The 24,592-nt window shown below is 61.1% G+C and carries 24 protein-coding genes and 1 tRNA gene; 11 read left to right on the plus strand and 14 right to left on the minus strand.

Annotated elements, in window-relative coordinates:
* Positions 1 to 4: 4 nt before the first annotated feature.
* A complete protein-coding gene (gene rplU, locus NCR98_RS11615; protein ID WP_244828118.1) occupies positions 5 to 316 on the minus strand; it encodes a 50S ribosomal protein L21 in 312 nt (103 codons plus the stop codon).
* Positions 317 to 563: 247 nt separating this feature from the next.
* Here rplU and NCR98_RS11620 point away from each other — a divergent pair, with 247 nt between their 5' ends.
* From NCR98_RS11620 to NCR98_RS11630, 3 genes are all read left to right on the plus strand, one after another.
* A complete protein-coding gene (locus NCR98_RS11620) occupies positions 564 to 1,556 on the plus strand; it encodes a polyprenyl synthetase family protein (protein WP_244826283.1) in 993 nt (330 codons plus the stop codon).
* 40 nt (positions 1,557 to 1,596) lie between these two features.
* Positions 1,597 to 1,673, plus strand: a tRNA-Pro gene (locus NCR98_RS11625).
* 221 nt (positions 1,674 to 1,894) lie between these two features.
* A complete protein-coding gene (locus tag NCR98_RS11630) occupies positions 1,895 to 2,284 on the plus strand; it encodes a hypothetical protein (RefSeq protein WP_250526261.1) in 390 nt (129 codons plus the stop codon).
* A 231-nt stretch (positions 2,285 to 2,515) separates the two neighbouring features.
* On the opposite strand, the gene NCR98_RS11635 is transcribed toward NCR98_RS11630, so the two are convergent.
* Genes NCR98_RS11635 through NCR98_RS11645 form a run of 3 tightly spaced genes read right to left on the minus strand, consistent with a single transcriptional unit; the run spans position 2,516 to position 4,793 of the window.
* Positions 2,516 to 3,346: a hypothetical protein gene (locus NCR98_RS11635; RefSeq protein ID WP_250526262.1), complete on the minus strand. Its 831-nt coding sequence runs from the start codon at positions 3,344 to 3,346 to the stop codon at positions 2,516 to 2,518.
* A gap of 12 nt (positions 3,347 to 3,358) precedes the next feature.
* Positions 3,359 to 3,988, minus strand: a complete 630-nt coding sequence (locus NCR98_RS11640; protein ID WP_250526263.1) for a hypothetical protein — start codon at positions 3,986 to 3,988, stop codon at positions 3,359 to 3,361.
* A gap of 10 nt (positions 3,989 to 3,998) precedes the next feature.
* Positions 3,999 to 4,793 (minus strand): TIGR04255 family protein, encoded by a 795-nt coding sequence (locus tag NCR98_RS11645; RefSeq protein ID WP_250526264.1) that lies wholly within the window; start codon positions 4,791 to 4,793, stop codon positions 3,999 to 4,001.
* Between the two features lie 591 nt (positions 4,794 to 5,384).
* On the opposite strand from NCR98_RS11645, the gene NCR98_RS11650 reads away from it, so the two are divergent.
* The 7 genes from NCR98_RS11650 (at position 5,385) to NCR98_RS11680 (ending at position 11,874) form a co-directional block, all read left to right on the plus strand.
* Positions 5,385 to 6,674 (plus strand): HlyC/CorC family transporter, encoded by a 1,290-nt coding sequence (locus NCR98_RS11650; protein WP_244826284.1) that lies wholly within the window; start codon positions 5,385 to 5,387, stop codon positions 6,672 to 6,674.
* Between the two features lie 74 nt (positions 6,675 to 6,748).
* Complete coding sequence (locus tag NCR98_RS11655) at positions 6,749 to 7,942, plus strand: GspE/PulE family protein (RefSeq protein ID WP_250526265.1); 1,194 nt, start codon at positions 6,749 to 6,751, stop codon at positions 7,940 to 7,942.
* On the plus strand, positions 7,939 to 9,147 hold the full coding sequence (locus NCR98_RS11660; protein WP_250526266.1) for a type II secretion system F family protein: 1,209 nt from the start codon (positions 7,939 to 7,941) through the stop codon (positions 9,145 to 9,147). The genes NCR98_RS11655 and NCR98_RS11660 overlap by 4 nt, the downstream gene beginning before the upstream one ends.
* Positions 9,148 to 9,178: 31 nt before the next feature.
* Positions 9,179 to 10,090, plus strand: a complete 912-nt coding sequence (locus NCR98_RS11665; protein WP_250526267.1) for a prepilin peptidase — start codon at positions 9,179 to 9,181, stop codon at positions 10,088 to 10,090.
* Positions 10,091 to 10,106: 16 nt separating this feature from the next.
* The gene (coaE, locus tag NCR98_RS11670; RefSeq protein WP_250526268.1) at positions 10,107 to 10,712 is read left to right on the plus strand and encodes a dephospho-CoA kinase; all 606 of its coding nucleotides are present in this window, start codon (positions 10,107 to 10,109) and stop codon (positions 10,710 to 10,712) included.
* 147 nt (positions 10,713 to 10,859) lie between these two features.
* Positions 10,860 to 11,615, plus strand: a complete 756-nt coding sequence (gene zapD, locus NCR98_RS11675; RefSeq protein WP_244826289.1) for a cell division protein ZapD — start codon at positions 10,860 to 10,862, stop codon at positions 11,613 to 11,615.
* 67 nt (positions 11,616 to 11,682) lie between these two features.
* Positions 11,683 to 11,874: a DNA gyrase inhibitor YacG gene (locus tag NCR98_RS11680; protein WP_244826290.1), complete on the plus strand. Its 192-nt coding sequence runs from the start codon at positions 11,683 to 11,685 to the stop codon at positions 11,872 to 11,874.
* On the opposite strand, the gene NCR98_RS11685 is transcribed toward NCR98_RS11680, so the two are convergent.
* From NCR98_RS11685 to secA, 4 genes are all read right to left on the minus strand, one after another.
* Positions 11,871 to 12,314: an NUDIX domain-containing protein gene (locus tag NCR98_RS11685; RefSeq protein ID WP_250509502.1), complete on the minus strand. Its 444-nt coding sequence runs from the start codon at positions 12,312 to 12,314 to the stop codon at positions 11,871 to 11,873. The two genes, NCR98_RS11680 and NCR98_RS11685, sit on opposite strands and share 4 nt — an antisense overlap.
* A gap of 5 nt (positions 12,315 to 12,319) precedes the next feature.
* The gene (locus tag NCR98_RS11690) at positions 12,320 to 13,183 is read right to left on the minus strand and encodes an ATP-binding protein (RefSeq protein WP_250526269.1); all 864 of its coding nucleotides are present in this window, start codon (positions 13,181 to 13,183) and stop codon (positions 12,320 to 12,322) included.
* A gap of 26 nt (positions 13,184 to 13,209) precedes the next feature.
* Positions 13,210 to 14,451 (minus strand): bifunctional glutamate N-acetyltransferase/amino-acid acetyltransferase ArgJ, encoded by a 1,242-nt coding sequence (gene argJ, locus NCR98_RS11695; protein WP_284503824.1) that lies wholly within the window; start codon positions 14,449 to 14,451, stop codon positions 13,210 to 13,212.
* Positions 14,452 to 14,622: 171 nt separating this feature from the next.
* Complete coding sequence (gene secA / locus NCR98_RS11705; RefSeq protein WP_250526270.1) at positions 14,623 to 17,436, minus strand: preprotein translocase subunit SecA; 2,814 nt, start codon at positions 17,434 to 17,436, stop codon at positions 14,623 to 14,625.
* A 288-nt stretch (positions 17,437 to 17,724) separates the two neighbouring features.
* Here secA and NCR98_RS11710 point away from each other — a divergent pair, with 288 nt between their 5' ends.
* Positions 17,725 to 18,219, plus strand: coding sequence for a DciA family protein (locus NCR98_RS11710; protein WP_250509503.1), 495 nt, complete (start codon positions 17,725 to 17,727; stop codon positions 18,217 to 18,219).
* A gap of 50 nt (positions 18,220 to 18,269) precedes the next feature.
* Here NCR98_RS11710 and lpxC read toward each other — a convergent pair whose 3' ends face one another.
* The 6 genes from lpxC to NCR98_RS11740 all read right to left on the minus strand — a co-directional run bounded on the left by lpxC (position 18,270) and on the right by NCR98_RS11740 (position 24,591).
* Positions 18,270 to 19,187, minus strand: a complete 918-nt coding sequence (gene lpxC / locus NCR98_RS11715; protein WP_250526271.1) for a UDP-3-O-acyl-N-acetylglucosamine deacetylase — start codon at positions 19,185 to 19,187, stop codon at positions 18,270 to 18,272.
* Between the two features lie 263 nt (positions 19,188 to 19,450).
* A complete protein-coding gene (locus tag NCR98_RS11720; RefSeq protein WP_244826297.1) occupies positions 19,451 to 19,954 on the minus strand; it encodes a peroxiredoxin in 504 nt (167 codons plus the stop codon).
* Positions 19,955 to 20,236: 282 nt separating this feature from the next.
* Positions 20,237 to 21,439 carry a cell division protein FtsZ gene (ftsZ, locus tag NCR98_RS11725; protein WP_244826298.1) on the minus strand — a complete coding sequence of 401 codons (1,203 nt, stop codon included), beginning with the start codon at positions 21,437 to 21,439 and terminating at the stop codon, positions 20,237 to 20,239.
* Between the two features lie 144 nt (positions 21,440 to 21,583).
* On the minus strand, positions 21,584 to 22,816 hold the full coding sequence (gene ftsA / locus NCR98_RS11730) for a cell division protein FtsA (RefSeq protein ID WP_244826299.1): 1,233 nt from the start codon (positions 22,814 to 22,816) through the stop codon (positions 21,584 to 21,586).
* Between the two features lie 26 nt (positions 22,817 to 22,842).
* The gene (locus NCR98_RS11735) at positions 22,843 to 23,595 is read right to left on the minus strand and encodes a cell division protein FtsQ/DivIB (RefSeq protein WP_244826300.1); all 753 of its coding nucleotides are present in this window, start codon (positions 23,593 to 23,595) and stop codon (positions 22,843 to 22,845) included.
* A gap of 30 nt (positions 23,596 to 23,625) precedes the next feature.
* On the minus strand, positions 23,626 to 24,591 hold the full coding sequence (locus NCR98_RS11740) for a D-alanine--D-alanine ligase (protein ID WP_284503825.1): 966 nt from the start codon (positions 24,589 to 24,591) through the stop codon (positions 23,626 to 23,628).
* Position 24,592 lies beyond the last annotated feature (1 nt).

Raw genomic sequence — 24,592 nt, forward strand, 5'->3', positions numbered from 1 at the left:
CGCCTTAGGCGTTGATCGCGTCGATGCGCAGTTCGGTATAGTTCTGGCGATGGCCAGCGTGCTTTTGGTAGTGCTTCCGGCGACGCATCTTGAAGATGGTCACTTTGGCATGACGACCTTGGGAGACCACGGTAGCCTTGACGGAAGCCCCACTGACCAGCGGCGCACCGAACTTAATCGATTCGCCTTCGCCTACTGCGAGAACCTGGTCGAGCGTGATTTCAGCGTCAATGTCTGCCGGTATCTGTTCTACTTTCAATTTTTCGCCAACGGCAACTTTGTACTGCTTGCCGCCGGTTTTTATGACCGCGTACATTGAGAACCTCACTCTGAATTCATTTTTCCACGCACCGCGCGAGGAAAACACGAGATTATACATAGGGTTAGAGGCTTCGTCAAAACGCATTGACAATCCCGTGCGTTGTGCATGACGGCGCGATCCTCGGCGAAAACAGTCCGATTTGACGCCGATTTCGCGGGCAAACGCCTCCGATGCTCGCGCCCGACACGCGTGGTCAGTCGGATTCGCCTTATAATCCGCCGCATCACCTTATTAGCCGATCATGTCGTCCACCGCCACTTCCCCTCCCAACGCCGCCGCACTGCTTGCCCCGATCGCCGAGGACATGCAGCAGGTCAATCGCGTCATCCGGCAGCGCCTGGCATCAGAAGTGATGCTCATCAACCAGATTTCCGAGTACATCATCGGCGCGGGCGGCAAGCGCTTGCGGCCGGCGCTCCTGCTACTCGTCGCGGGCGCGCTCGGGGACACGACGGGGCACCGGCATGAACTGGCCGCCGTGGTCGAGTTCATTCATACGGCGACGCTTCTCCACGACGACGTGGTCGACGAATCCGACCTGCGTCGCGGCCGCAAGACGGCCAATGCGCTCTTCGGCAATGCCGCGAGCGTGCTGGTCGGCGACTTCCTGTATTCGCGCTCGTTCGAAATGATGGTGACCGTTGGCAAGATGCGCGTGATGGAGATTCTATCCGTCGCGACCAACGTCATCTCCGAAGGCGAAGTGCTGCAGCTTCTGAACATGCACGATCCGGACGTGGACGAAGCGCGTTACATGCAGGTGATCCGCTACAAGACGGCGAAGCTTTTCGAAGCGGCGGCCCAGCTCGGCGCGGTACTTTCAGGCTCTGACGCGCGCACGGAAGCAGCGGCGGCGGAATTCGGCCGGCGCATCGGCACCGCGTTTCAGATCATGGACGACTGGCTCGATTACACCGGTACGCCTGAATCCATGGGCAAGAATGCCGGCGACGACCTGCGCGAAGGCAAGCCCACGCTGCCGCTCATCTATTTGATGGAGCACGGCACGCCGGAGCAAGCGACACTCGCGCGCGAGGCGATCGAGCAAGGCGGCACCGATCGATTCGATACGATCTTCCACGCCATTACGACTTCCGGCGCGCTCGATCACACGCTGGAGTGCGCGCGCAAGGAAGCGCATGCTGCGGCAAGCGCGATTTCTTCGTTTCCAGATTCCATTTACAAAGAAAGCCTGATAGAATTATGTTCTTACTCGACATCGAGGCAGTCTTGAAAGAGACTAAACCGCCTCAAAAGTCCAGGTAAAACAAATTCGGGGTGTAGCTTAGCCTGGTAGAGCGCTACGTTCGGGACGTAGAGGCCGGAGGTTCGAATCCTCTCACCCCGACCAGATCTTTCCTTACAAACAGCGGACTAGATGTCCGCTGTTTTTGTTTGTGTGCTCGGTAGTGGCAATTCGGTGGCAATCGGGCCGAATTCGCCATCGCGAAAAAAGTCGAAAAAAAGTTGGCCTACTGTTCTCAGGCACTTTCTGACAATCCACGCGCCGAGCGACAAAACATGCGCACTAGTTCGACGTATACCGTGCTCCTCAACAAATTGAGCATGGACATGGCGTCCATCGAAAACCGCTCGCAGTATCTCGTAACGGTCAAGCATCGTGACGACCTCAAGCAAACCTTCGCCCACAGCGCCAAGAAAAAAGCCGACGCATACGTCGAGTCGCTGAAAGGCCAACGCCTTAAGCCCAAGCTCAGCCGGTTGGACGACTATTTCGTCGTCCGCGTGCGAAGTGGGTCCGACAAGAATCAGACCCTAGTTGCCCGCATCGAAAAGGAAGCGAACGACATCAAGAATCGGCTTGAAGGCGAACGGCGGCATGGCCTGTTCGTCAATTACGCCCAGGCCCATAAGGTCGCTTATTTATTTGGAGGAGGACGCCTTCGAGCCGGGATACATCCTGCTCGAGAAACCGCTCAAGTTCGCCGCGAGACTCCCTGACCTGAAACATCTCATCCCCCTCCTTTTGCATTCGAAGATACGAGTTCTGTCGAATTCAACCCCTGTCGCACGCCCAAGCCTTGCCATCGTTCCATAACGTCCGAACGCTGCGCGAGTGTCCTATTAGGACACCGGTGAGCGATTTTTCGAAGACTTGGGGGATTCACAAACCCGATAAGCATCATCTGATGCCCATCATGCAGCAATATCACCAGTCGGCCCAATGCCCGGCTATTCGGCCAGCACGGGCTGCTGTGGCTCAGCGGCAAGACTAATGTGCTCCAGCCTCCAGCGCTTCAACTGCTTGAACATCTCGTACGTCAGCACCGACTCCGACATCGGCTCACAAAAGCGGAGTTCGATTTGCTGCCATTGCTTTGAAGGGGCGAGCAGCTTTTCCTTGAACGCCTTCCCGATGGCATCAGCGGCCGCCCTTGCAGCGCTTTCCGCAGCGACGAAATCAGGGGCCGCCTGGTGAAGGATAGTAATGTCGAGCACATAGGTGTCATCTGGACCGTTCCGAGTAACTTCCACACCTTCGTCCACGTCGAAGAAGACACCGATAATCAATTCCCCATGCGGCTTGACGGCCTTCGCGATTTTCTCCGCCAGCTTGGTTTCCTTGGTCAACCGGCGCTCGAATTCATCCGCAAAAGCGGAGCGGCGGTATCGACTCGCCAGCCACATCTGCAGGACGGCGTGGTCCTCGGAACGGAGGCGGACTTCGGACCGAGGCAAGTATTCATTTAGCCTGAGCTTGTCGATACTAACTTTGGCCGTCGCCTCGAACTCCGCCCAGAAGGGAGCCTCGCCTGCAAATTCAACGTGAAGCTTGCGCGCATTTTTGGCGTGGGTGCAGTTGCCGTCCTTCACGGTCAAACATCCCACGACGACCTCGACGACCGGCTCGAATTGCGGGTCCTGTGCGAGGTCACAGTCGTGAGTTGCAACGACGACTATCGTCTTGTCGGGACTTGCCGCATGGCGAAGCCCCAACGCATCAATTGCGGCGTCGCTGAGCAGAAATCCTTGGCGCCACGGTGTCTCACGATTCCACTCCACCACTTCGCACCTTTACGCCTGGTCGTTGGATGAAGGAAGGTCAAAGTCGGCAGTAGCTGACGTCTTTGCGCGGTTTGCAATTCGAGCGTTCATACGCTCACGCTGAGCGCTCTCGCGCTGGTGAATCTGCGCCAGCACCAACGCTGCGTCGCGCGCAGACTCTCCTGACTGGGCGACTTGCATGAGCGTTCGGCCATTGGCAAATTTCCGCTTTAGCAATGCCGCATTTACGGCGACTCCTTCGTGGGCCAGCACATCAGCAGCTCGAGCAAGGTCCTGCAACCTAGCTGCATTCTCCTCTGCAACTTGCTCCCCATTGAGCCAGTTGTAGACGGACTGACGGGACACTCCGAGTGTCGCAGCCAGGTCCGACACTGCCGGATGCAGCACGTCGCGTATCCGTGCAAGGTCTTCAGCTGGCGTTCGGACATCGTCAACTACCGCTACATCAGCGGTGCTATAGAGCGCTTGCTGAACTCCCGATTGAAGGCGCTCCAGTGACAAGTGGCCGCCCGTACCTATCACGGTCAATGCCGCCCCAGCAGCGGCGACCCACCCGACCAGCCGCACCAGGCTTGAAGTACCGCCAGTCACGGCCGGGCGTTCGGTAACCCATCCACCGTAGGACATCTCGCTGCTCATAGCGCCTCCTTCAGGCCCAAGTGGCCAAAGCGTGGTCTGTTACGATAGCCTTGAAGCACTTGTCAATTTCGTTGTGAAGGGCTGTCAACCGGGCCTCGATTTTTTCCAAATCGAACACCTCTCGCTGAGTGACGGAGGCATCCGTATCGATTACGGCGTGCAAGCCTACGTGCTGCGTAAATCGAGGGTCTATATTTGGTGCCAGCGAGGTCAGTTCAACTGGCAGACCAACTTGCCCATGACGAATAATCACGCGCGAGACAAGCTGCCCTGCAGGACTGGTCACGAGCGTTTCACTGACCGAATGTTGGTGTTGTGCGTGGTCGCGCAATGAGAGTCCGAGGACCTCTGGTACGAGAAAGTCTCGCAGCGACTCCTTTTCTCCTGACGGCAACACGGCATCCAGATACCGTAGGCCGATTCGCTCGATAAAATCCAGTTGCAGGGCGTCATGCACAGTGCCAAGACCCGCCAACAACGCATGAGAAAAGGCATCGAACGTTTCGTACTCAGTGGTCTGAAACGACAGTGCGTTCGTCTCCAGCACGAACCTTGTGCTGCCCGAAATATCGCCAAACTGATACCTCGACTGAGGTGTGAAGGTCGGCGCCGCGACCTGGCCAGGCTCAATAGCTCCAAAAGGAAGCACAAGCCGCTGGACCACCTCCTGCTTGAAGTCCGGAAAATGCTTTTCCCGCATTTTGGCTTGGATAGCCGAAATGTATGCGTCCAGATTCAGGACGGGATTGAACTGGATTTGGGCGACGGTGTAGTAGACCGGTGCGTTGCTCAGCCTCTTACCCATGACTTCCTCGATGTTGACTTGACAGGCGGGTTGACACTTTACACTGTACTTGACAGATTAACCATCGTAAAGTGCCATCCGTGGATGCACCGCCAGACCAAAATTTTCAAGAATTTGTCGGTCCGGTCCCGGGTGTCACTCCAGCCTGCTCGCATCCGCATCTCCAGCAAACAGCGCATCTACAGCGTGCCCGCTTTCCCGGAGGCAAATCGGTGGCACCTTTGATTCAATGCCGTGCGAAGAAAAACAGGTGGCGAATAGGTGCCAATTTTGCGCGGATTGCCACCGAACCGAAAACATCAACCGACCATCGCGTTATACTAACCCATTGATATATAATGACTCTTCCCTAGGCTGGGGTACGGATACAGGCAGCGAAAGCGCGTTCGCGACGTAGAGGCCGGAGGTTCGAATTCTCTCACCCCGACCAGAATTGCTGAAAAACCCGCATGGTCTGCCATGCGGGTTTTTTGTTTTGCGCGGCTGATTTACGCGTCTGCCATGGGTCCGCCAAGCGCGTGCACGCAGCAGGCAAGTCAATAAAACCGTCTGTTATAGTCGTCCCCATCACCGCCCCTACTCGATCAACGCGTGGACAACCTTCCTTTATGGGCGCAAATTTGCGCCATCTTTCTGCTGCTCATTCTTTCCGGTTTTTTCTCGATTTCCGAAACGTCGATGATGGCGCTCAATCGCCATCGGTTGAAATTCCTTGCTAGTCAAGGATCGCTGCGCGCGCGCACCACGCAAGGACTACTCGCCAAGACCGATCAACTGCTTTCGGTCATTCTCATCGGCAACAACCTGATCAATACGATCATCCCGGTTCTCACCACGTCGATTGCGCTCAAGACTTTCGGCCACAACAACATGGTCCTGTCGATCACGACGGGCATGGTCGCGTTTCTCATCATCGTGTTCGCGGAAATCGCGCCGAAAATCGTCGGCGCGACATATCCCGAAAAAGTCGCGCTGCCCGCGAGCCTGATCCTTTCGCCGCTCATGCGCATCGCGCGGCCGCTCGTGTGGTTCGTGAATCTTTTCGCCAACGCCATTCTGAGCGCGTTGCACATCAACACGAAAGGCGGCCGCGATCAACGCATTTCGCCGGAAGAATTGCGCACCATCGTGCTGGAATCGGGCAGTTTCATGCCGACCAAGCACCGCAGCATCCTCCTGAATCTGTTCGATCTGGAGAACATTTCCGTCGATGACGTGATGATCCCGCGCCGACGCATTGAAGCGCTCGACTTCGATGCGCCCTTCGACCAAATTCTGCATCAGCTCGAAACCTGCTATCACAATAAGCTGGTGGTGTTTCAGGGCGATATCGACCGCGTGCTAGGCGTGCTCCACGTGCGCAAGACCTTGTCCGCGCTGCATAACCAGGAACTCGAACGCGAGACGCTGCGCGCGCTGCTCGCCGAGCCTTACTTCGTGCCGACCGGAACGCCCGTGTTCCAGCAGCTTCAGTACTTTCAGGAAAGCGGCCAGCGAATCGCGATCGTCGTCAACGAATACGGTGAATTGCAGGGGCTCGTGACGCCGGAAGACATCATCGAAGAACTGATCGGTGAATTCACGACGACGATTCCGCGCGGCGCGGGGTCGCGCGGCGGCTGGGACGACAAAGGCGAGTGCATCGTGGCGGGCAGCATGCCGCTGCGCGAACTCAACCGCTGGCTCAAGCTGACCCTGCCGACCGATGGCCCCAAGACGCTCAACGGTCTGATCCTCGAAACGCTGGAGGACATTCCGGACGGCGACGTGTCGGTGCGTATCGCGGGCGTGTATTTCGAAGTCATGCGCAGCGACGATCAAGCCATCCGCACGGTCAAGATTTTCCGCCCCGTCGCGCCGGTCAAACGCCCGCAGCGTTAGCCATTCGGACGACTACGCACGCGCCGTGCGCCGCGAGATGATCGGAGCCTTCCGACATCGACCGGCTCACGCGCATGAATTCTCCCTTTCGCCTTGCTTCAACCGCCGATCCGGCACCCGATTCCCCTTCCGATCAAGACGCGCCCGCGGTCACGCTCGTCGCCGATACGCTGCGCGAAGCGGCGTCGCGCGGCGCGTCCGATGTCCACATCGAGCCGGGCGAGCATGGCTGGCGCGTTCGTTTGCGTGTCGATGGCGTGCTCCATGTGTTGCGGCATCCGCCGACGCATCTGCGCGATGCCGTCATCACGCGAATCAAGGTGCTGGCGCGGATGGATATCGCCGAGCGGCGCGTGCCACAGGACGGGCGGCTGCGTCTCGCGCTGGCGGGCGGGCAGATTGGCGACTATCGCGTGAGTTCGCTGCCGACCGTGTTCGGCGAAAAGTTGGTATTGCGCAGGCTCGACGCGCTGCCGCCCGCTCTTTCGCTCGATGCCCTCGGGCTCGATGCGCAGCAAAGCCGCACGGTCGAGTCCGCCATTCGCGCGCCGCATGGTCTCGTGCTCGTGACGGGTCCGACCGGCAGCGGCAAGACGCTCTCGCTCTATTGTTTCCTGCAGATGCTCAACGCCGAGGCGCGCAACATCTGCTCGGTCGAGGACCCGGTGGAGATTCAGCTCGCGGGCATCAATCAGGTGAACGTGCGCGACAAGGCGGGGCTCAACTTCGCCGTCGCCTTGCGCGCGTTCATGCGGCAAGACCCGGACATCGTGATGGTCGGGGAAATCCGTGATGCCGAAACCGCCGACGTCGCCGTGAAAGCCGCGCAGACCGGCCATCTCGTGCTCTCGACGCTGCACACCAACGACGCGCCCGCGGCTATCGCACGGCTGATCGATATCGGCGTCGCGCCGTATAACCTCGCATCCGCGCTGCGGCTCGTCACCGCGCAAAGGCTCGTGCGCAAGCTGTGCGAAGCGTGTCGCGCGCCCGCGCCACTTACGCTAGATGACGGCATCCGGCCGTTCGAACCGCGTGGGTGTCCGGCGTGTCATGGCATCGGATATCGCGGGCGCGTCGGCGTGCATCAAGTTATGCCGGTTTCCGATGACATCCGCGAACTCATCGTCGGACGCGCGGCGACGCACGCCATTGCCCGCACAGCGCAACTGCACGGCATGCCCGCCTTGCGCGATGCCGCTTTCGCACGCGTTCGCGAGGGCGTGACGAGCGTCGCGGAAGCCACCGAGGCCACGGAAATCGCATGATGCGCGACGAATCCACGGACACGCGCTTCGCGTGGCGCGGCGTCGATGCCGACGGCCGGCGCCGCAGCGGCAAGACCATCGCCGCCGATGCCGCATCGGCGCGCGCGTCGCTTCGGTCCAACGGCGTGATCGTCATCGGGCTGGAGGCACTCGGCCGGGCCCCGGCGCCGCGCACGAAAGGGATCGAGATCACGGTCTTTACGCGTCAGCTCGCCGGTTTGCTGCGCGCGGGACTGCCGCTCGCAAATGCGCTCGACATGCTATCCAATGCCGGTTCGCGCGGCGGATTGGCGCGTCTCATGCGCACGCTCGCCCGCGACATCACACGCGGCGTGCCGTTTTCGGCGGCGCTAGCGCGTCATCCCGCTTCGTTCGATGCGCTGTATTGTCAGCTCGTCGCGGTCGGCGAAGTGGCGGGCGCGCTGCCTGCCGTACTCGGACGTATCGCCGATGACCGCGAGCGCAGCGCGTCGCAACGCGCGAAGCTGCGGGCCGCGCTGACTTATCCGGTGATGGTGCTACTGCTGTCGCTCGCGATCACGGCGGGGCTGCTGATCGGCGTCGTGCCGACCTTCAAGACGATCTTCGACGGCTTCGGCGCCGCCCTGCCCGCGCCGACGCGCTTCGTGCTCGCGTTATCGGACGGCGTCGCGCGTCATGGCGTGCCGTTCGTGGTGGTTTGCGCGTGCGTGGCGCTGATCGGCGTACATCGGCTGAAGCGGTCACCGCAGGCGCGACGGCGCGCGGATCTCGCCGCGCTGCGTTTGCCGCTCGCGGGTACGTTGCTGCGCTCGCTTGCGGTGGCGCGCTGGAGCCGCGCGCTCGGCACGCTGCTCGCGGCCGGCACGCCACTCTCCGACGCATTCGATTCGCTCACTCAGGCCACCGGAAATCGCGTGTTCGACGACGCCACCGTGGAGATCGCCGTGCGTCTGCGGCGCGGCGAGCGTCTCGCGGCCGCCATGCGCGCGCTGCGGTGCTTCCCCGATGACGTCGTGCAGCCGATCGCCGTCGCCGAGGAATCCGGCTCGCTCGACGCCATGCTGCTCGATCTCGCGAGCCTTGCCGACCGGCAGGTGGACGATCGCATCGGCACCTTTGCGAGTCTGTGCGAACCCGTGGTGATCGCCGTGCTGGGCGCGCTCGTGGGCGGTCTCGTCATCGCGATGTATCTTCCCATCATTCAGCTCGGCAACGTGGTGTAGCATCGCGGGCCAAAGCCATCGTTTCACTAACATGCAGCCTTTGTTCGATCCATCCGCCGTTCATTACGCCAGCCGCTATTTCGCGGCTTTCGCCGCGCTTCCGTACGCCGTTCAGTACGGCTTCGCCATCGTGTTCGGCCTCGTGATCGGCAGCTTTCTCACCGTCGTCGTGCACCGCTTGCCGGTCATGCTCGAACGCGCCTGGCGCGCCGAAGTCGATGCAGCGCTTCCAAATGCTCCGCAGCCCGAAGGCGATTCCTACCCTAAACGCTTCAACCTCGCCGTGCCGCGCAGTGCGTGCCCTCATTGCGGTCACGTCCTGCGCGCGTGGGAAAACATTCCCGTCGTCAGCTATCTTGCTCTGCGTGGAAGATGCGCGTCATGCGGCGCGCGCGTGAGCCCGCGTTACCCGCTGACCGAACTGACGACGGGCGCGTTCGCCGCGCTTTCGCTCTACGCGTTCGGACCGGACTGGCCCGCGTTCGCCGCGTTCGGGCTGTGCGCGACGCTCTTGGCGGCCAGTCTCATCGATTACGACACGCGCTATCTGCCCGATGTGCTGACGCTGCCTCTGCTTTGGGCCGGGCTCATCGTCAATTTCGGCGCGGGCGGGTTTGCGACGCTGCACGATGCCGTGACCGGTGCCATCGCGGGCTACCTTTTCCTATGGTGCGTCTATTGGCTCTTCAAACTCGCGCGCGGCGTCGAAGGCATGGGCTATGGTGACTTCAAGCTACTCGCGGCTATCGGCGCGTGGCTCGGCTGGGAAGCGCTTGCGCAGGTCGTGCTGATCTCGGCGGTCGCGGGCGCGGCCTTCGGCATCGTGGCGACGTGGCGCGGGCGCATGCGCTTTGAAGAACCGCTGCCGTTCGGGCCGTTCCTCGCGGCGGGCGGCGCGATCACGCTTTTTATCGGAACACCGCTTTATGCTTTGTTCGGATGACGACAAGGAGCCACGGATGTTCAGCATCGGTCTGACGGGCGGCATCGGCAGCGGCAAAAGCACGGTCGCTGACCTTTTCGCGGCGCGCGGTGTGCCGCTAGTCGATACCGATCTCATCGCGCATCGGGTGACAGCGCCGGGCGGCGTCGCAATGCCGCTTATCGCGAATGAATTCGGCCGAGAGTTCGTTGCAACCGACGGCTCGCTCGACCGCGCGAAAATGCGCACGCTCGTCTTCTCCGACGATACCGCGAAGGCCCGGCTCGAAGGCATCGTGCATCCGCTGATTCGCGCGGAGACCGAGCGTCAGCGGCAGGCTGCAACGGGCGCGTATCACATCGTCGTCGTACCGCTTCTGGTGGAATCGGGCAACTGGAAGACGCGAGTGTCACGCGTGCTGGTGGTCGATTGCCCGGTGGAAACGCAGATCGCGCGCGTCATGCGACGTAATGGCTTTGCGCGCGAACAAACGCTCGCAATCATTGCGAAGCAGGCAACGCGCGAAGCACGCCTCGAAGCAGCGGACGATATCGTCATAAACGATGAAACATCCACGCTGGACACGCTCGCCCGTCATGTCGATACCTTGCACGCCTGCTATCTCGCGCTGGCGTCCGAATGAGCGTTCGTTGCGGCCGGCATGGGCGAAATTATCGAAATGCTTCGAAATCGACCTAAATGTGGCGCGATTTGCTAGGGTAGGGATGCAGCATTAGAATGTCCTGACTTCCCTGCCGGGGAAGCAACCGACCTACGCCGAGGCGAGCGCTTGATCCTTTACGAGTATCCCTTCAACGAGCGAATCCGGACGCTGTTGCGTCTCGAAGACCTGTTCGAGCGCTTCACGTTCTTTCTGACTCAGGAAGATCCGCGGGAGCATCATGTCGCGTTGATCACGCTCTTCGAGATCGCCGAAGTAGCGGGCCGTACGGACCTCAAAGCCGATCTCATGAAGGAACTGGAGCGCCAGCGCCAGACGCTCGCGCCCTTTCGCGGCAATCCCGGGATCGAACAAGAAGCGCTGGAAGCGGTGCTGGGCGAGATCGAACAGACGCTCGCGGGCCTTGCGGACATGCACGGCAAGACCGGCCAGCATCTTGCGGACAACGAGTGGCTCGCGAGCATCCGTAGTCGTACGATCATTCCCGGCGGTACGTGCAAATTCGATTTGCCCTCGTATTACGCGTGGCAGCAGTTGCCGGTGGAAGAGCGCCGGCAGGACATCGCCAAATGGGTCATGCCCATGCTCGCTTTGCGCGACGCCGCCGCCATCGTATTGCGGCTTGCGCGCGAATCCGGCCAGGCGTCTAAAGTCATGGCCATGCAGGGCAGCTATCAACAGATGTTGTCCGGCAGAACGTATCAACTAATGCAGGTGCGGGTGTCGCAAGAAGTTCGCGTGATTCCCGAAGCAAGCGCAAACAAGTACATGCTGTGGGTGCGTTTCACCGTGCAGGACGGCGATCTCAAGCCGCGCGCCGTCGATGTCGACGTGCCCTTTCATCTGACGCTTTGCAGCCTTTGAACCCGAGCATTTCGGTTTCGTATCGAGGATAGATCGAAGCCCGCTCCATTCGTTACGTCTCATCGTCATGACCACTGTCGTCAAATGCCCGACCTGCGCCAAGGAAGTTCGCTGGGTACCGGAAAACCGTTTTCGTCCGTTCTGCTCTGAGCGTTGCAAGCAGATCGATCTGGGCGCCTGGGCCACCGAAAAGTACAAGATCGGAGGCAACGCCCAGGAAACGCCGCCTGACGACGACACGCGCGGCAGCCTGAACTAAGCTTCTTCGGCGAGCCATTCCAAAATGGGAATGGCTGCAGGCAGCAGCGGCGCCACGTCCACCGGCAGAGTCTGCCAAGAAATAGCCTGCCCTTCGCGCCCGAGCGGCTCGCCCTTCCACTCCGTCACTTTGCAGAAAAAGAGCCGCACGTAGGCATGCGGATAATCGTGTTCGAGCGTGCGCCAAAGTTCACAGGCGACCACGTCGATTCCCAGCTCTTCATGCAACTCACGGCCAAGCGCAGCCTCGACGCTCTCTCCTCGTTCCAGCTTGCCGCCCGGAAATTCCCAGTAACCTTCGTATGGCTTGCCCGGCGGACGCTGCGCAAGCAGATAGCGCCCGTCCGGCTGAACCATGACGCCGACGGCCACTTTCGTCACCTTGCGGCCATCGGGCGCAAGGTCGATGGTCGCCTCGTTCTTGTGCCTGGCGTCGGTCATGTCCGTCATTGCTTGCGTCCCGACCAGTCGCGCGCGAACTGCCATGCAACACGGCCCGAACGCGAACCGCGCTCGAGCGCCCAGACGAGCGCATCGCCACGAGCGCCGGCAATCTCGGCTTCATCGACGCCGAAATGGTTCAGCCAATGGCCGACGATCGCCAGATAATCGTCCTGCTTGAATGGATAGAAGCTCACCCACAGCCCGAAACGCTCCGACAGCGAAATCTTCTCTTCGACGACTTCGCCCGGATGAATCTCGCCATCGGACGTGTGCTTGTACGTCTCGTTTTCGCTCATGTACTCGGGCATCAAGTGACGGCGATTCGACGTCGCGTAAATGAGCACGTTGTCAGACTGCGCGGCAACCGAGCCGTCGAGCGCGACTTTGAGCGCCTTGTAGCCAGACTCGCCTTCCTCGAAGGAAAGATCGTCGCAGAACACGATGAAGCGTTCCGGCCGCGTTGAAATGAGATCGACGATATCGCCAAGGTCGTGCAAATCGTCTTTGTCGACTTCGATCAGACGCAGGCCGTCTTTCGAATACGCGTTCAGGCAAGCCTTGATGAGCGACGATTTACCAGTGCCGCGCGCGCCCGTCAGCAACACATTGTTGGCGGGCAGCTTCTGCACGAACTGGCGCGTATTCTGTTCGATCAGGCCTTTCTGACGGTCGATGTTCTGGAGATCATCCAGCGCAATCTGCGAAACAGCCGTCACCGGCTGCAAATAGCCGCGCCCCTGGCGCTTGCGCCAGCGAAACGCCACTGCGGATTCCCAGTCGATTTCCGGCGCCGCGGGCGGCAACATGCCTTCGATGCGCGCCAGCACCGCTTCGGCGCGCGTGAGGAATTGTTCGAGCTTGTCCATGGTGTCTTTTTCTTGGGCGCGCCGGATCAGGAGCGATAGTCGGCGTTGATGCTCACGTAATCGTGCGAAAGGTCACAGGTCCAAACGGTGGCTTGTGCGTCGCCACGGCCGAGCAGCACGCGAATCGCGATCTCGCTCTTTTTCATCACGCGCTGGCCGTCTTCCTCGCGATACTCGGGGTTGCGCCCGCCCGCTTTCGCGACGAGCACGTCGTCGAGGTAAAGATCGACCTTGCCGACGTCGAGGTCCGCCACGCCCGCATAGCCGATTGCCGCGAGAATACGCCCGAGGTTAGGGTCCGACGCATAGAACGCGGTCTTCACGAGCGGCGAATGGCCGATTGCATAAGCAATCTGGCGGCACTCCGCGACGTCCTTGCCGCCTTCGACGGTGATCGTCATGAACTTGGTCGCGCCTTCGCCATCGCGCACGATGAGTTGCGCCAGTTCTTGCGCGACGGCAGTGACCGCATCGCGCAAAGCAGCGTAAGCGGGTGAATCCGTCGAAGTGATTGCCGGCAGGCTCGATTTGCCCGACGCGATCAGAATGAATGAATCGTTGGTCGAGGTATCGCCGTCGATGGTGATGCAGTTGAACGAGCGATCCGCAACGTGCCTCACCAGTTCGTCGAGCACGGGTTGCGCGACGTTGGCATCGAAGGCGAGGAAACCGAGCATGGTGGCCATGTTCGGCTTGATCATGCCCGCGCCCTTGCTGATGCCCGAAAAGGTCACCGTGTGGCCGTCGATCCGCACCTGACGCGACGTGGCTTTCGGCAGCGTGTCCGTGGTCATGATGGACTGCGCGGCCTCGAACCAGTGCGCGGCCTGCTGATTGGCCAGCGCGGCAGGCAAGCCCGCTTTCAGACGATCGAGCGGTAGCGGCTCGAGAATCACGCCCGTGGAGAACGGCAGGATCTGCTGCGCGTCGAGGTTCGCGAGGCGCGCAAGCTCCGCGCAAGTCTCGCGAGCGATCACGAGGCCCGGCTCGCCGGTGCCCGCATTCGCGTTGCCCGTGTTGATGACGAGCGCGCGAATGCCCTTGCCGCCCGCGCGAACGGCTTCGAGATGCTCGCGGCAGACGATTACCGGTGCGGCGCAAAAACGATTTTGCGTGAACACGCCCGCCACGGTCGCGCCTTTATCGACGCGAATGACCAGCACGTCCTTGCGATTGGGCTTGCGAATGTTCGCCTCGGCCCAGCCTAGCGTGACGCCGGCGACGGGATGAAGCGCTGCGGGATCGATCGAGGGGAAATTGACGGCCATGTTCGCGACTCAGCTGTAGGTGACGCGTGCCGGTGAGAAGACCAGGCCGGCACAGGATGAAGGACTGACGCGCGCCGGGAGCGGAGCGACGCCGTGAAACGCGCGCGAAAGCGCCAGATGGACAAACGACGCATTGCTGCGTCGCTTGGTCCGTTTCGTCTGAGCAGCCTATTAAGCCAGCTTGCCGTGACAGTTTTTGTACTTCTTCCCGCTGCCGCACGGGCACGGGTCGTTGCGGCCGACCTTCGGCAGATCGTCGGCTGAACGTGTGACGACGCTGACGTCGTCGCCTGCGGACATAGCCTGATTGACCATCTGCGCGGCCGCGGTTGCCGCCACCGCGGCCGGCGCGGGCGCTGCCGCCGGCGCGTTGAAGTCCGCGTGCGTGAACGACACGTTCTCCAGATGGCTGCCACGCTCTTCGTACTGTTCGGCGGCTTCTTCGAGCTGCTCCGGCGACTGGATCTGCACGTTCATCACGACGCGCGTGACTTCCTGCTTGACCTCGTCGAGCATGGCCGCGAAGAGTTCGAACGCCTCGCGCTTGTATTCCTGCTTCGGGTTCTTCTGCGCATAGCCGCGCAGATGGATGCCCTGACGCAGATGATCGAGCGCGGCCAGATGCTCGCGCCAGCGGCTGTCGAGCGTCTGCAGCATGATCGAGCGTTCGAACGCGCTGAATGAATCGCGGCCGACCATGGCGACCTTCGCCTCGTACGCTTCGTCGGCGGCGGCGAGCACGGCTTCGTTGATTTCCTCGGCGTCGATGGAGTTCGACTCGTTGATCATCTCCTGCACGGCAAGATCGAGCGACCAGTCATTGCGCAGCACTTCTTCGAGCTCGGGCGCGTCCCACTGTTCCTCGATACTGCCCGCCGGCACGAAGTTGCGCACCAGGTCGCCGATCACGCTCTGACGCATGGCCGCGATGGTTTCCTGCACGTCCGTCGCTTCCAGCAGCTCGTTGCGCTGCTGATAGATCACCTTGCGCTGATCGTTTGAGACGTCGTCGTATTCGAGCAGTTGCTTCCGGATGTCGAAGTTGCGCGCTTCCACCTTGCGCTGCGCCCCTTCGATCGACCGCGTGACCATGCCCGCTTCGATCGGCTCGCCTTCCGGCATCTTCAGGCGGTCCATGATCGCGCGCACGCGGTCGCCCGCGAAAATGCGCAGAAGCGGATCATCCAGCGAAAGATAGAAGCGCGACGAACCCGGATCGCCCTGACGGCCCGCGCGGCCGCGCAACTGGTTGTCGATACGGCGCGATTCATGCCGCTCGGTCCCGATGATATGCAGGCCGCCCGCTTCCTTCACGGTGTCGTGCAGCATCTGCCATTCGTCGTGCAGCTTCTGAATCAGCCGGGCCTTTTCGCCTTCGGCAATCGAAAGATCCGCCTCGATGAACGAAGCCTGCTTCTCGACATTGCCGCCAAGCACGATGTCCGTGCCGCGACCGGCCATGTTGGTCGCAATGGTCACGGCGCTCGGACGCCCCGCTTCCGCGACGATGGCCGCTTCGCGCGCGTGCTGCTTCGCGTTCAGCACTTCGTGGCGAATGCCTGCCTGAGTGAGCAGGCTGGAGAGCAATTCCGACGCTTCGATGGACGTCGTGCCGACGAGCGTTGGCTGACCGCGTTCGACGCACTCGCGAATGTCGCGGATGACGGCGTCGTAACGTTCCTTCGATGTCTTGTAGATTTGATCCTGCTTGTCGACACGCTTCGGCGCCCGGTTGGTCGGGATCACGACCGTTTCCAGACCGTAGATTTCCTGGAACTCGTAGGCTTCCGTGTCAGCCGTGCCGGTCATGCCGGACAGCTTGGAATACATGCGGAAATAGTTTTGCAGCGTGATGGAAGCGAGCGTCTGGTTTTCGCTCTGAATCTGCACGTGCTCCTTGGCTTCCACTGCCTGATGCAGACCGTCCGACCAGCGGCGGCCCGTCATCATGCGGCCCGTGAATTCGTCGACGATAACGACCTCGCTGCCCTGCACAACGTAGTGCTGATCGCGGAAGAACAGCGTGTGCGCGCGCAAAGCGGCGTACACGTGGTGCATCAAGGTGATGTTCTGCGGCGCGTAGAGACTTTCGCCCTCGCCGATCAAACCCCATTCGGCAAGCAGACGCTCCGCCTTTTCATGGCCCGATTCGGTGAGGAACACCTGACGCGCTTTCTCGTCGAGCGTGTAGTCGCCCGGCTTTTCGACGCCCGTGCCGTCCGCCTTCTCCTCGCCGATCTGCTGTTCGAGCAGCGGCGGGAGCGCATTCATGCGCACGTAGAGGTCGGTGTGATCTTCGGCCTGACCGGAAATGATAAGCGGCGTACGCGCTTCGTCGATGAGGATCGAATCCACTTCATCGACGATGGCGAAGTTGAGCGGCCGCTGCACGCGCGCGTTGGTCTCGTAGACCATGTTGTCGCGCAGATAGTCGAAGCCGAATTCGTTGTTCGTGCCGTAAGTGATGTCCGCCGCGTAGGCTTCCTGCTTCTGGCCGTGTTCCATTTGCGACAGATTCACGCCGCACGAAAGACCCAGGAAGTTGTAGAGACGCGCCATCCATTCGGCGTCGCGTTGCGCGAGGTAGTCGTTCACCGTCACGACATGCACGCCGCGGCCCGACAGCGCGTTCAGATACGCGGCGAGTGTGGCGACGAGCGTCTTGCCTTCGCCCGTGCGCATTTCCGCGATCTTGCCGTAATGCAGCACCATGCCGCCGATCAACTGGACGTCGAAGTGGCGCATTTTCAGGACGCGCCGACTCGCTTCGCGACAGACCGCGAACGCCTCGGGCAGAAGCACGTCGAGCGATTCGCCGCTCGCGACGCGCTGGCGGAACTCGTCCGTCTTCGCGCGTAGCTGATCGTCCGTGTATTTCTCGACGGTCGGCTCGAGGGCGTTGATCGCCACAACGGTCTTTTGGTACTGCTTGACCAGCCGCTGATTGCGGCTGCCAAAAATCTTCTGAAGGAAACCGGTGGTCATCGGATCAGTGTCTGCGTCGCGGCTTCGGATGGGCGCATGTTGCTTGCTGCGTCCGAGTTCGGAGAACCCCGGCGACTTAAGTCCATTGGGTGAAATCGAATCGGGAATTTTAGCACGCGAGTTTGGCAGACCTTACGTCCGCGTGGGCTCGCGCGCGTCGGGGGAACGCGACAGTCAACCGTTTGAAAGTTTGTTCCGGCGCGGTTGCCGAATAAGGCTTGCGCGTCGGGGAAGCGCGCGGGCGCGCGTTACAATCGAACCATTGCGTCGGGCGTTCTCAAGCCAAAAATGAGCCGTTTTTCTACAAATTCAAGGTCTGGACCGCAGCGGTTCGATCCGCGCAAGCCACAGGCGCTGGCCGATGTCCTCGATCGCACCGATGCCTTTCGCGCATTGCGGGCAGGCGTCGAGCAAGTGGCGGCGCTGCAGCGCGATCTGAGCACGCTTCTGCCGGATTATCTCGCGGCCAATGTCGAGCCCGGTTTCATCAAGGATGGCGTGCTAGCGCTTTTCGCCGCGCATAACGCGCTCGCGGCGCGGCTGCGCCATATCGAGCCCACTTTGCTCGCCGATTTGCAGCAACGCGGCTGGGCGGTCAACTCGCTGAGAGTGCGCGTGCGTCCGCAATCGATGCAGGACGCGGTGCCGCCCAAGCAAGCGCGGATGTCGGCGGCGGGCGCATCGGCGCTGCACGAGCTTGCCGAGACGCTCGCGCCTTCGCCGCTGCAGGAAGCGCTCGCGAAAATGGCCGCGCGTCATCGAGGCAACGGCGAAAAAAAATGAGCGATGCTTTCGCACCGCTCATTCGCTTGAAACTCGCTGCCTGAAGTGACTCAGGCAAATGCCGTCTGCGTGTCGAAACTGAAACCGCGCGGCGCCTTCTGAATGTCCTCGAACGTGACCATTTCGTAAGCGTCTTCGTTTGCGAGCAATTCGCGCAAAAGCATGTTGTTCATGGCGTGGCCGCCCTTGTACGCTTTGTATGACGCGAGCAGGGGATTCCCCACGACATACAGGTCGCCAATGGCGTCCAGCATCTTGTGCTTCACGAATTCGTCGTCGTAGCGCAAGCCGTCGTTATTCAGGATGCGGTACTCGTCGAGCACGATCGCGTTGTCCATGCTGCCGCCGCGTGCGAGACCGAGTTCGCGCATCATTTCAACTTCGTGCGCAAAGCCGAACGTACGAGCACGCGCGATTTCACGCACATATGACGTAGTCGCGAAATCCACTTCCAACGCCTGACCGGTCTTGTCGACGGCCGGGTGACGGAAGTCGATGGTAAAGCTCAGTTTGAAGCCAAAATACGGGTCGAGACGCGCGAATTTATCGCCGTCGCGCACTTCGACGGGCTTCGTCACCTTGATGAATTTCTTTGGCGCGTTCTGCTCTTCTATACCCGCCGATTGAATCAGAAACACGAACGAAGCCGCGCTGCCGTCCATGATCGGGATTTCCTCGGCGGTTACATCGACATACAGATTGTCGATACCGAGTCCCGCGCATGCCGACATCAAATGCTCGACGGTGGAAACGCGCGCGCCGTCCTTCTGCAACACGGACGCCAGACGCGTGTCGCCGACGGACATCGCGGACGCGGGAATGTCGACCGGCTGCGGCAAGTCGATACGCGAGAACACGATGCCCGTGCCAGCCGGTGCGGGCTTGAGCGTCAGTTCGACCTTTCGGCCGGAATGGAGCCCGATCCCCACGGTCTTGACTACGGTCTTGATTGTTCGCTGCTTCAACATGATTTTCTTCCGATATGAATTCCCAATAAAGAGAATTAATCGCACTATATAAGCTAATAGGCCGAAGTATACTCCATCCAGTGCACGTCGTCGCGCTCCGGGAGGTTTCAAGTGTTTCCCGGTGTTACCTGCCGATGACAGATTTAATGAAGTAGAACGGGCCGATGGCCGGAATGGAGGCATTTCCGGTCATCGGCCCCAAGTTGCGGCTGTTTGAGAGTGCGTCTGCGGCGTTGTACAGAGACAACGCGACGCCGCTTCACTCAGCGCAACGTCGCCAGGATGCTTTGAGCGTCGCTGACTTCGAACTTGCCGGGCGCTTCGACATTGAGCGTCTTGACCACGCCATTGTCGATCACCATCGCGTAGCGCTGGGAACGAATCCCCATGCCGCGCTCGGTCAAATCCTGATCCAGTCCGAGTGCCTGGGCAAAACGCGCACTGCCGTCCGCGATCATCTTCACCTTGCCCGCGGTTTGAAGATCGCGTCCCCACGCGTTCATGACGAACGCGTCGTTGACGGAAACGCACCAGACTTCGTCGATACCCTCAGCGGAAAACTCCTCCGCCGCCTCGACGTAGCCGGGCACGTGTCTGGCGGAACACGTTGGCGTGAACGCGCCCGGCAATCCGAAGATCACCACGCGCTTGCCAGCGGTCCGCTCGCGCGCCGAGAACCCGTTCGGTCCCACGGCGCAGCCTTCGCTCGGCTCCTCGATGAACTCGAAGAGACGCACATCCGGCAACGTTTCACCCACTTTGATCATGCTCGGTCCTTCCCTCGTCAGTGCCCGCACATTCCGGCGAAGTGCATCGTCCCGCGCTTGACGCTTTATCGCGAAGTTCGACGACACCGGCTTCATCTGCACAGTGGCAAATTCGTGGAGAGCGCCTGGCCACGGCCTGGCGTCCGATTCGATACGTCCTCGAACGCGGCCTTGGACAGTCGCCCCACGTGAAGCCTGCATTGTCGCGCTTCTCGACTCAGCGCGCGTGATAACGGGTGCTACGGCTTCGCTCGTCGCCATGATTCGGCGATGAGGCCCGTCTTAGTCCGCTTGCTTGCGCAGGAACGCCGGGATGTCGTAAGTGTCGACGCCCTTTTCCTGCAATGCCTGCACATGCGATGCCGCCGTTTCCCGCGTCGAACGCCACACTGCCGGCGTGTCCAGCTGACCGTAATCCGTCGGCTGACCATGCTGCGGCGAATACGTGTTGTGCGTTGCGTGCGCATGCGCGACCGGCTGATTGTCGGTGCCCGTGCGCAGGAGGGTCATTGGCGCTTGCTGCTGCTTCTTCGCCGCGCGGCCCAGTCCCGTTGCCACCACCGTCACGCGCAGGGCATCGCCCATTGCGTCGTCGTACACCGCGCCGAAGATCACGGTTGCGTCGTCGGCCGCGTAGCTCTTGATGGTGTTCATCACTTCACGCGTTTCCGACAAACGCAGCGAACGGCTCGACGTGATATTCACGAGCACGCCGCGCGCACCCGACAAGTCCACGCCTTCGAGCAACGGGCTCGCCACGGCCTGTTCCGCCGCGAGACGCGCGCGATCGACGCCGGCGACTGTCGCCGTGCCCATCATCGCTTTGCCCTGCTCGCCCATCACGGTCTTCACGTCTTCGAAGTCGACGTTCACGAGACCATCGACGTTGATGATTTCCGCGATGCCCGCGACAGCGTTGTTCAGCACGTCATCCGCGCACTGGAAGCACTTGTCCATTTCGGCGTCGTCGCCCATCACGTCGAACAGCTTGTCGTTCAACACGACGATGAGCGAGTCGACGTGATCTTCCAACTGCTGCGAGCCGGCTTCCGCCACGCGCATGCGGCGGCCGCCTTCGAACTCGAACGGCTTGCTCACGACGCCGACGGTCAGAATGCCCATTTCCTTCGCGATCTGCGCGACCACCGGCGCCGCGCCCGTCCCCGTGCCGCCACCCATGCCCGCGGTGATGAACACCATGTGCGCGCCACGCAATGCATCGGCGATACGCTCGCGCGCGTCTTCCGCCGCTTCCTTACCCTTGTCCGGCTTGGCGCCCGCACCGAGACCGGTCATGCCCAATTGCAGAACCGCCGGCGCGCGTGAGCGAGCCAGTGCCTGCGCGTCGGTATTCATCACGATGAAGTCGACGCCTTGTACACCTCTGTTGATCATGTGCTGCACGGCGTTGCCACCCGCACCTCCGACACCGACCACCTTGATGATCGTTCCGTTGGTTTCCGTTTCCAGCATTTCGAAATCCATGTTGCCTCCGTCAAGAATGAAGATCGGCGTTATTCGGCGAGAGATCGGGCAACCCCTCACCGCGCGCCAGCCGCCGGTACTGGCACGAATTATATTCAGCGTCTGCTGCTTTTTCTTTCGTGCTACTTATGTTTCTTATTCGATTCAGAAGTTTCCGAGAAACCAGTCTTTCATGCGCGTGAAGACCTGGCCCATCGATCCGTTCTGTACCGCGACCTTGCGGCCGCGCATGCGTTGCGAGCGTCCTTCGGCGAGCAGGCCCATGGCCGTCGAATAGCGCGGATTGCGCACGACATCTGCAAGGCCGCCCGCGTATTCCGGCACGCCGATACGCACTGGCTTCAGGAAAATGTCTTCGCCGAGTTCGACCATGCCGGGCATCATCGCCGCGCCGCCGGTCAGGACGACGCCGCTCGACAGCAATTCTTCGTAGCCGGATTCGCGCACGACCTGCTGCACCAGTGAGAACAGTTCCTCGACACGCGGCTCGACCACTGCTGCGAGCGCCTGACGCGACAGCGTGCGCGGACCGCGTTCGCCGAGACCCGGCACTTCGATCATCTCGTCGGGATCGGCGAGCGCCTGCTTCGCGATGCCGTAGCTCACCTTGATGTCTTCCGCGTCCGGCGTCGGCGTGCGCAGCGCCATCGCGACGTCGCTCGTGATTTGATCGCCGGCGATGGGAATCACGGCCGTGTGACGGATCGCGCCTTCGCTGAAGATGGCGATGTCCGTCGTGCCGCCGCCGATATCGACGAGCACTACGCCCAGTTCCTTCTCGTCTTCCGTCAACACCGCCAGCGACGAGGCGAGCGGCTGAAGAATGAGGTCGTTCACTTCGAGCCCGCAGCGGCGCACGCACTTCACGATGTTCTGCGCCGCGCTCACCGCGCCCGTCACGATATGCACCTTTACTTCGAGCCGGATACCGCTCATGCCGATAGGCTCGCGCACGTCTTCCTGACCGTCGATGATGAATTCCTGCGTGAGGATATGCAGCACCTGCTGATCGGTCGGGATGTTGATGGCCTTGGCCGTTTCGATCACGCGGGCGACGTCCGTCTGCGTGACTTCCTTGTCCTTGATCGCCACCATGCCGCTCGAATTGAAGCTGCGGATATGGCTTCCCGCAATGCCCGTGAAGACATTCGTGATCTTGCAATCCGCCATCAGCTCGGCTTCCTCGAGCGCGCGCTGAATGGATTGCACCGTGGCCTCGATGTTGACCACGACGCCCTTCTTCAACCCCTTCGAGTCGCTCTGACCGAGTCCGATCACCTCGTAGTGGCCCTCGCCTTTCAGTTCGGCGACGATCGCGACCACCTTCGACGTTCCAATGTCGAGGGAAACCAGCAGGTCTTTGTAGTCTTTGCTCATAGCGTGCTCATGCCCGTTTTGTCTGCTTACTTCTTGGCCTTGTCGGTGTCATTGATGAAACGCATTCCAGCTGCTCGTATCGCGAAGCCATTCGGGTAACGCAAATCCGCGTATTCGATGTCGTTGCCCCAACGCCCCGTCACCGACGGCCACGACGCGACGAAGCGCCGGCTGCGTTCGAGCAATGTGTCTTCATTGCGCTCGCGGCCCAGTTCGAGCTGCGTGCCGTTCGAGAGCTTGACCGTCCACGCGAATCGCGGCGACAGCGTCACTTCCTCCGGCTGCGCGTCGAGCGGCGCGAACCACTTCTGAAAATCGTGATACCGGGCGACCACTTCCTTCGCCGTGCCCTCGGGACCGTCGAACGCGGGCAGGTCGTCGTCGAGTTCGCCCTGGTTCGCCGTGAAGAGTTCACCGTCCACGCTCACCAACTGGTCGTTGCCCCAGGTGCCGAGCGGCTTGTATTCCTCGAGTGTCACTGCGAGCGCATTCGGCCAGACGCGCCGCACGCTTGCATGACGCACCCACGGCATCTGCTCGAACGCGGCGCGGGCCGTATCGAGATCGACCGTGAAGAAATTGCCCTTCAGATGCCCCACCACGCTCGCGCGCACCGTCGGCGTGTTGATGTGCGCCGTGTCGCCGTCGATCTGGATACCGCGCAGACGAAACTCGGGACGCTGTATCGCCCAGATGCCCGCGGCGGCCAGCAGCATGAGCACGAGCATCAAGTGCAGCGCGCTGGCGGCGAGGTTCATTTGGCGAACGTTGTTCCACATGGTTCGTTTGCTTGTGTCCTGTGCGAATGTTTAGTCTTCGAGCGTCAACGACAACACCTTCACCACCAGATCCTTGTAGCTGATGCCCACCGCGCGCGCCGCTTTCGGCGGCAACGAGTGATCCGTCATGCCCGGCGCCGTGTTGACTTCGAGAAAGTACGGATTGCCGTCGAGGTCCAGCATGAAGTCGGCGCGGCCCCAGTCCGTGCAGCCGAGCATGTCGAAGGCGCGCTGCGTCAGTTGCTTCATGCGCGCTTCCTCCGCTTCGGTCAGGCCGCAGGGAATCAGGTACTGGGTGTCGTCGGCGACGTACTTTGCGTGATAGTCGTAAAACTCGCCCGCCGGCACGATCTTGATGACCGGTAAATCGAGATTGCCGGCGATACAGCACGTGAACTCGCCGCCGCCTTCGATGCTCTTCTCCACGATCACGATCTTGTCGTACTTCGCGGCTTCTTCGAGCGCGGGCGCGAGCGTTTCCGCGCTCTTCACCTTGATGACCGCGACGCTCGAGCCTTCCGTCGCCGGCTTCACGAAAAGCGGCAAGCCGAGCTTCGCAATGATTTCGTGCGTGCGCGCGTCGTAGTCTTCACCGCGATACACGGTCTCGAACGGCGGCGTGGGAATGCCGGTCTGCTGCCACACGAGCTTGGTGCGCAGCTTGTCCATGCCGAGCGCCGAACCGAGCACGCCGCTGCCCGTATAACGGATGCCGTAAAAGTCCAGCGCGCCCTGCAACTGGCCGTTCTCTCCATAGCCGCCATGCAGCGCGATAAACACGCGCTCGAAACCTTCCGCCTTCAAGTCCGAGAGCGGACGCTCCGCCGGATCGAACGGATGCGCGTCGATGCCCGCTTCGCGCAAACCTTCGAGCACGAGCCGTCCCGAGTTGAGCGAGACTTCGCGCTCGGCCGAGTTACCGCCAAGCAGCACGGCGACCTTGCCGAAGACCTCGGGATCGAGTTGATTCACGTTGCTTTTGGTTGCGTCTTTCATG

It is taken from the genome of Caballeronia sp. GAWG2-1, from assembly GCF_023631405.1.
Classification (GTDB): Bacteria; Pseudomonadota; Gammaproteobacteria; order Burkholderiales; family Burkholderiaceae; genus Caballeronia.

Excerpts from the sequence above, each read along its gene's own strand:
- rplU (WP_244828118.1), bottom strand. The coding sequence starts at position 316 with ATGTACGCGGTCATAAAAACCGGCGGCAAGCAGTACAAAGTTGCCGTT.
- NCR98_RS11620 (WP_244826283.1), top strand. The coding sequence starts at position 564 with ATGTCGTCCACCGCCACTTCCCCTCCCAACGCCGCCGCACTGCTTGCC.
- NCR98_RS11630 (WP_250526261.1), top strand. The coding sequence starts at position 1,895 with ATGGCGTCCATCGAAAACCGCTCGCAGTATCTCGTAACGGTCAAGCAT.
- NCR98_RS11640 (WP_250526263.1), bottom strand. The coding sequence starts at position 3,988 with ATGAGCAGCGAGATGTCCTACGGTGGATGGGTTACCGAACGCCCGGCC.
- NCR98_RS11645 (WP_250526264.1), bottom strand. The coding sequence starts at position 4,793 with ATGGGTAAGAGGCTGAGCAACGCACCGGTCTACTACACCGTCGCCCAA.
- NCR98_RS11655 (WP_250526265.1), top strand. The coding sequence starts at position 6,749 with ATGAATTCTCCCTTTCGCCTTGCTTCAACCGCCGATCCGGCACCCGAT.
- NCR98_RS11660 (WP_250526266.1), top strand. The coding sequence starts at position 7,939 with ATGATGCGCGACGAATCCACGGACACGCGCTTCGCGTGGCGCGGCGTC.
- NCR98_RS11665 (WP_250526267.1), top strand. The coding sequence starts at position 9,179 with ATGCAGCCTTTGTTCGATCCATCCGCCGTTCATTACGCCAGCCGCTAT.
- coaE (WP_250526268.1), top strand. The coding sequence starts at position 10,107 with ATGTTCAGCATCGGTCTGACGGGCGGCATCGGCAGCGGCAAAAGCACG.
- NCR98_RS11680 (WP_244826290.1), top strand. The coding sequence starts at position 11,683 with ATGACCACTGTCGTCAAATGCCCGACCTGCGCCAAGGAAGTTCGCTGG.
- NCR98_RS11685 (WP_250509502.1), bottom strand. The coding sequence starts at position 12,314 with ATGACCGACGCCAGGCACAAGAACGAGGCGACCATCGACCTTGCGCCC.
- NCR98_RS11690 (WP_250526269.1), bottom strand. The coding sequence starts at position 13,183 with ATGGACAAGCTCGAACAATTCCTCACGCGCGCCGAAGCGGTGCTGGCG.
- argJ (WP_284503824.1), bottom strand. The coding sequence starts at position 14,451 with ATGGCCGTCAATTTCCCCTCGATCGATCCCGCAGCGCTTCATCCCGTC.
- secA (WP_250526270.1), bottom strand. The coding sequence starts at position 17,436 with ATGACCACCGGTTTCCTTCAGAAGATTTTTGGCAGCCGCAATCAGCGG.
- NCR98_RS11710 (WP_250509503.1), top strand. The coding sequence starts at position 17,725 with ATGAGCCGTTTTTCTACAAATTCAAGGTCTGGACCGCAGCGGTTCGAT.
- lpxC (WP_250526271.1), bottom strand. The coding sequence starts at position 19,187 with ATGTTGAAGCAGCGAACAATCAAGACCGTAGTCAAGACCGTGGGGATC.
- NCR98_RS11720 (WP_244826297.1), bottom strand. The coding sequence starts at position 19,954 with ATGATCAAAGTGGGTGAAACGTTGCCGGATGTGCGTCTCTTCGAGTTC.
- ftsZ (WP_244826298.1), bottom strand. The coding sequence starts at position 21,439 with ATGGATTTCGAAATGCTGGAAACGGAAACCAACGGAACGATCATCAAG.
- ftsA (WP_244826299.1), bottom strand. The coding sequence starts at position 22,816 with ATGAGCAAAGACTACAAAGACCTGCTGGTTTCCCTCGACATTGGAACG.
- NCR98_RS11735 (WP_244826300.1), bottom strand. The coding sequence starts at position 23,595 with ATGTGGAACAACGTTCGCCAAATGAACCTCGCCGCCAGCGCGCTGCAC.
- NCR98_RS11740 (WP_284503825.1), bottom strand. The coding sequence starts at position 24,591 with ATGAAAGACGCAACCAAAAGCAACGTGAATCAACTCGATCCCGAGGTC.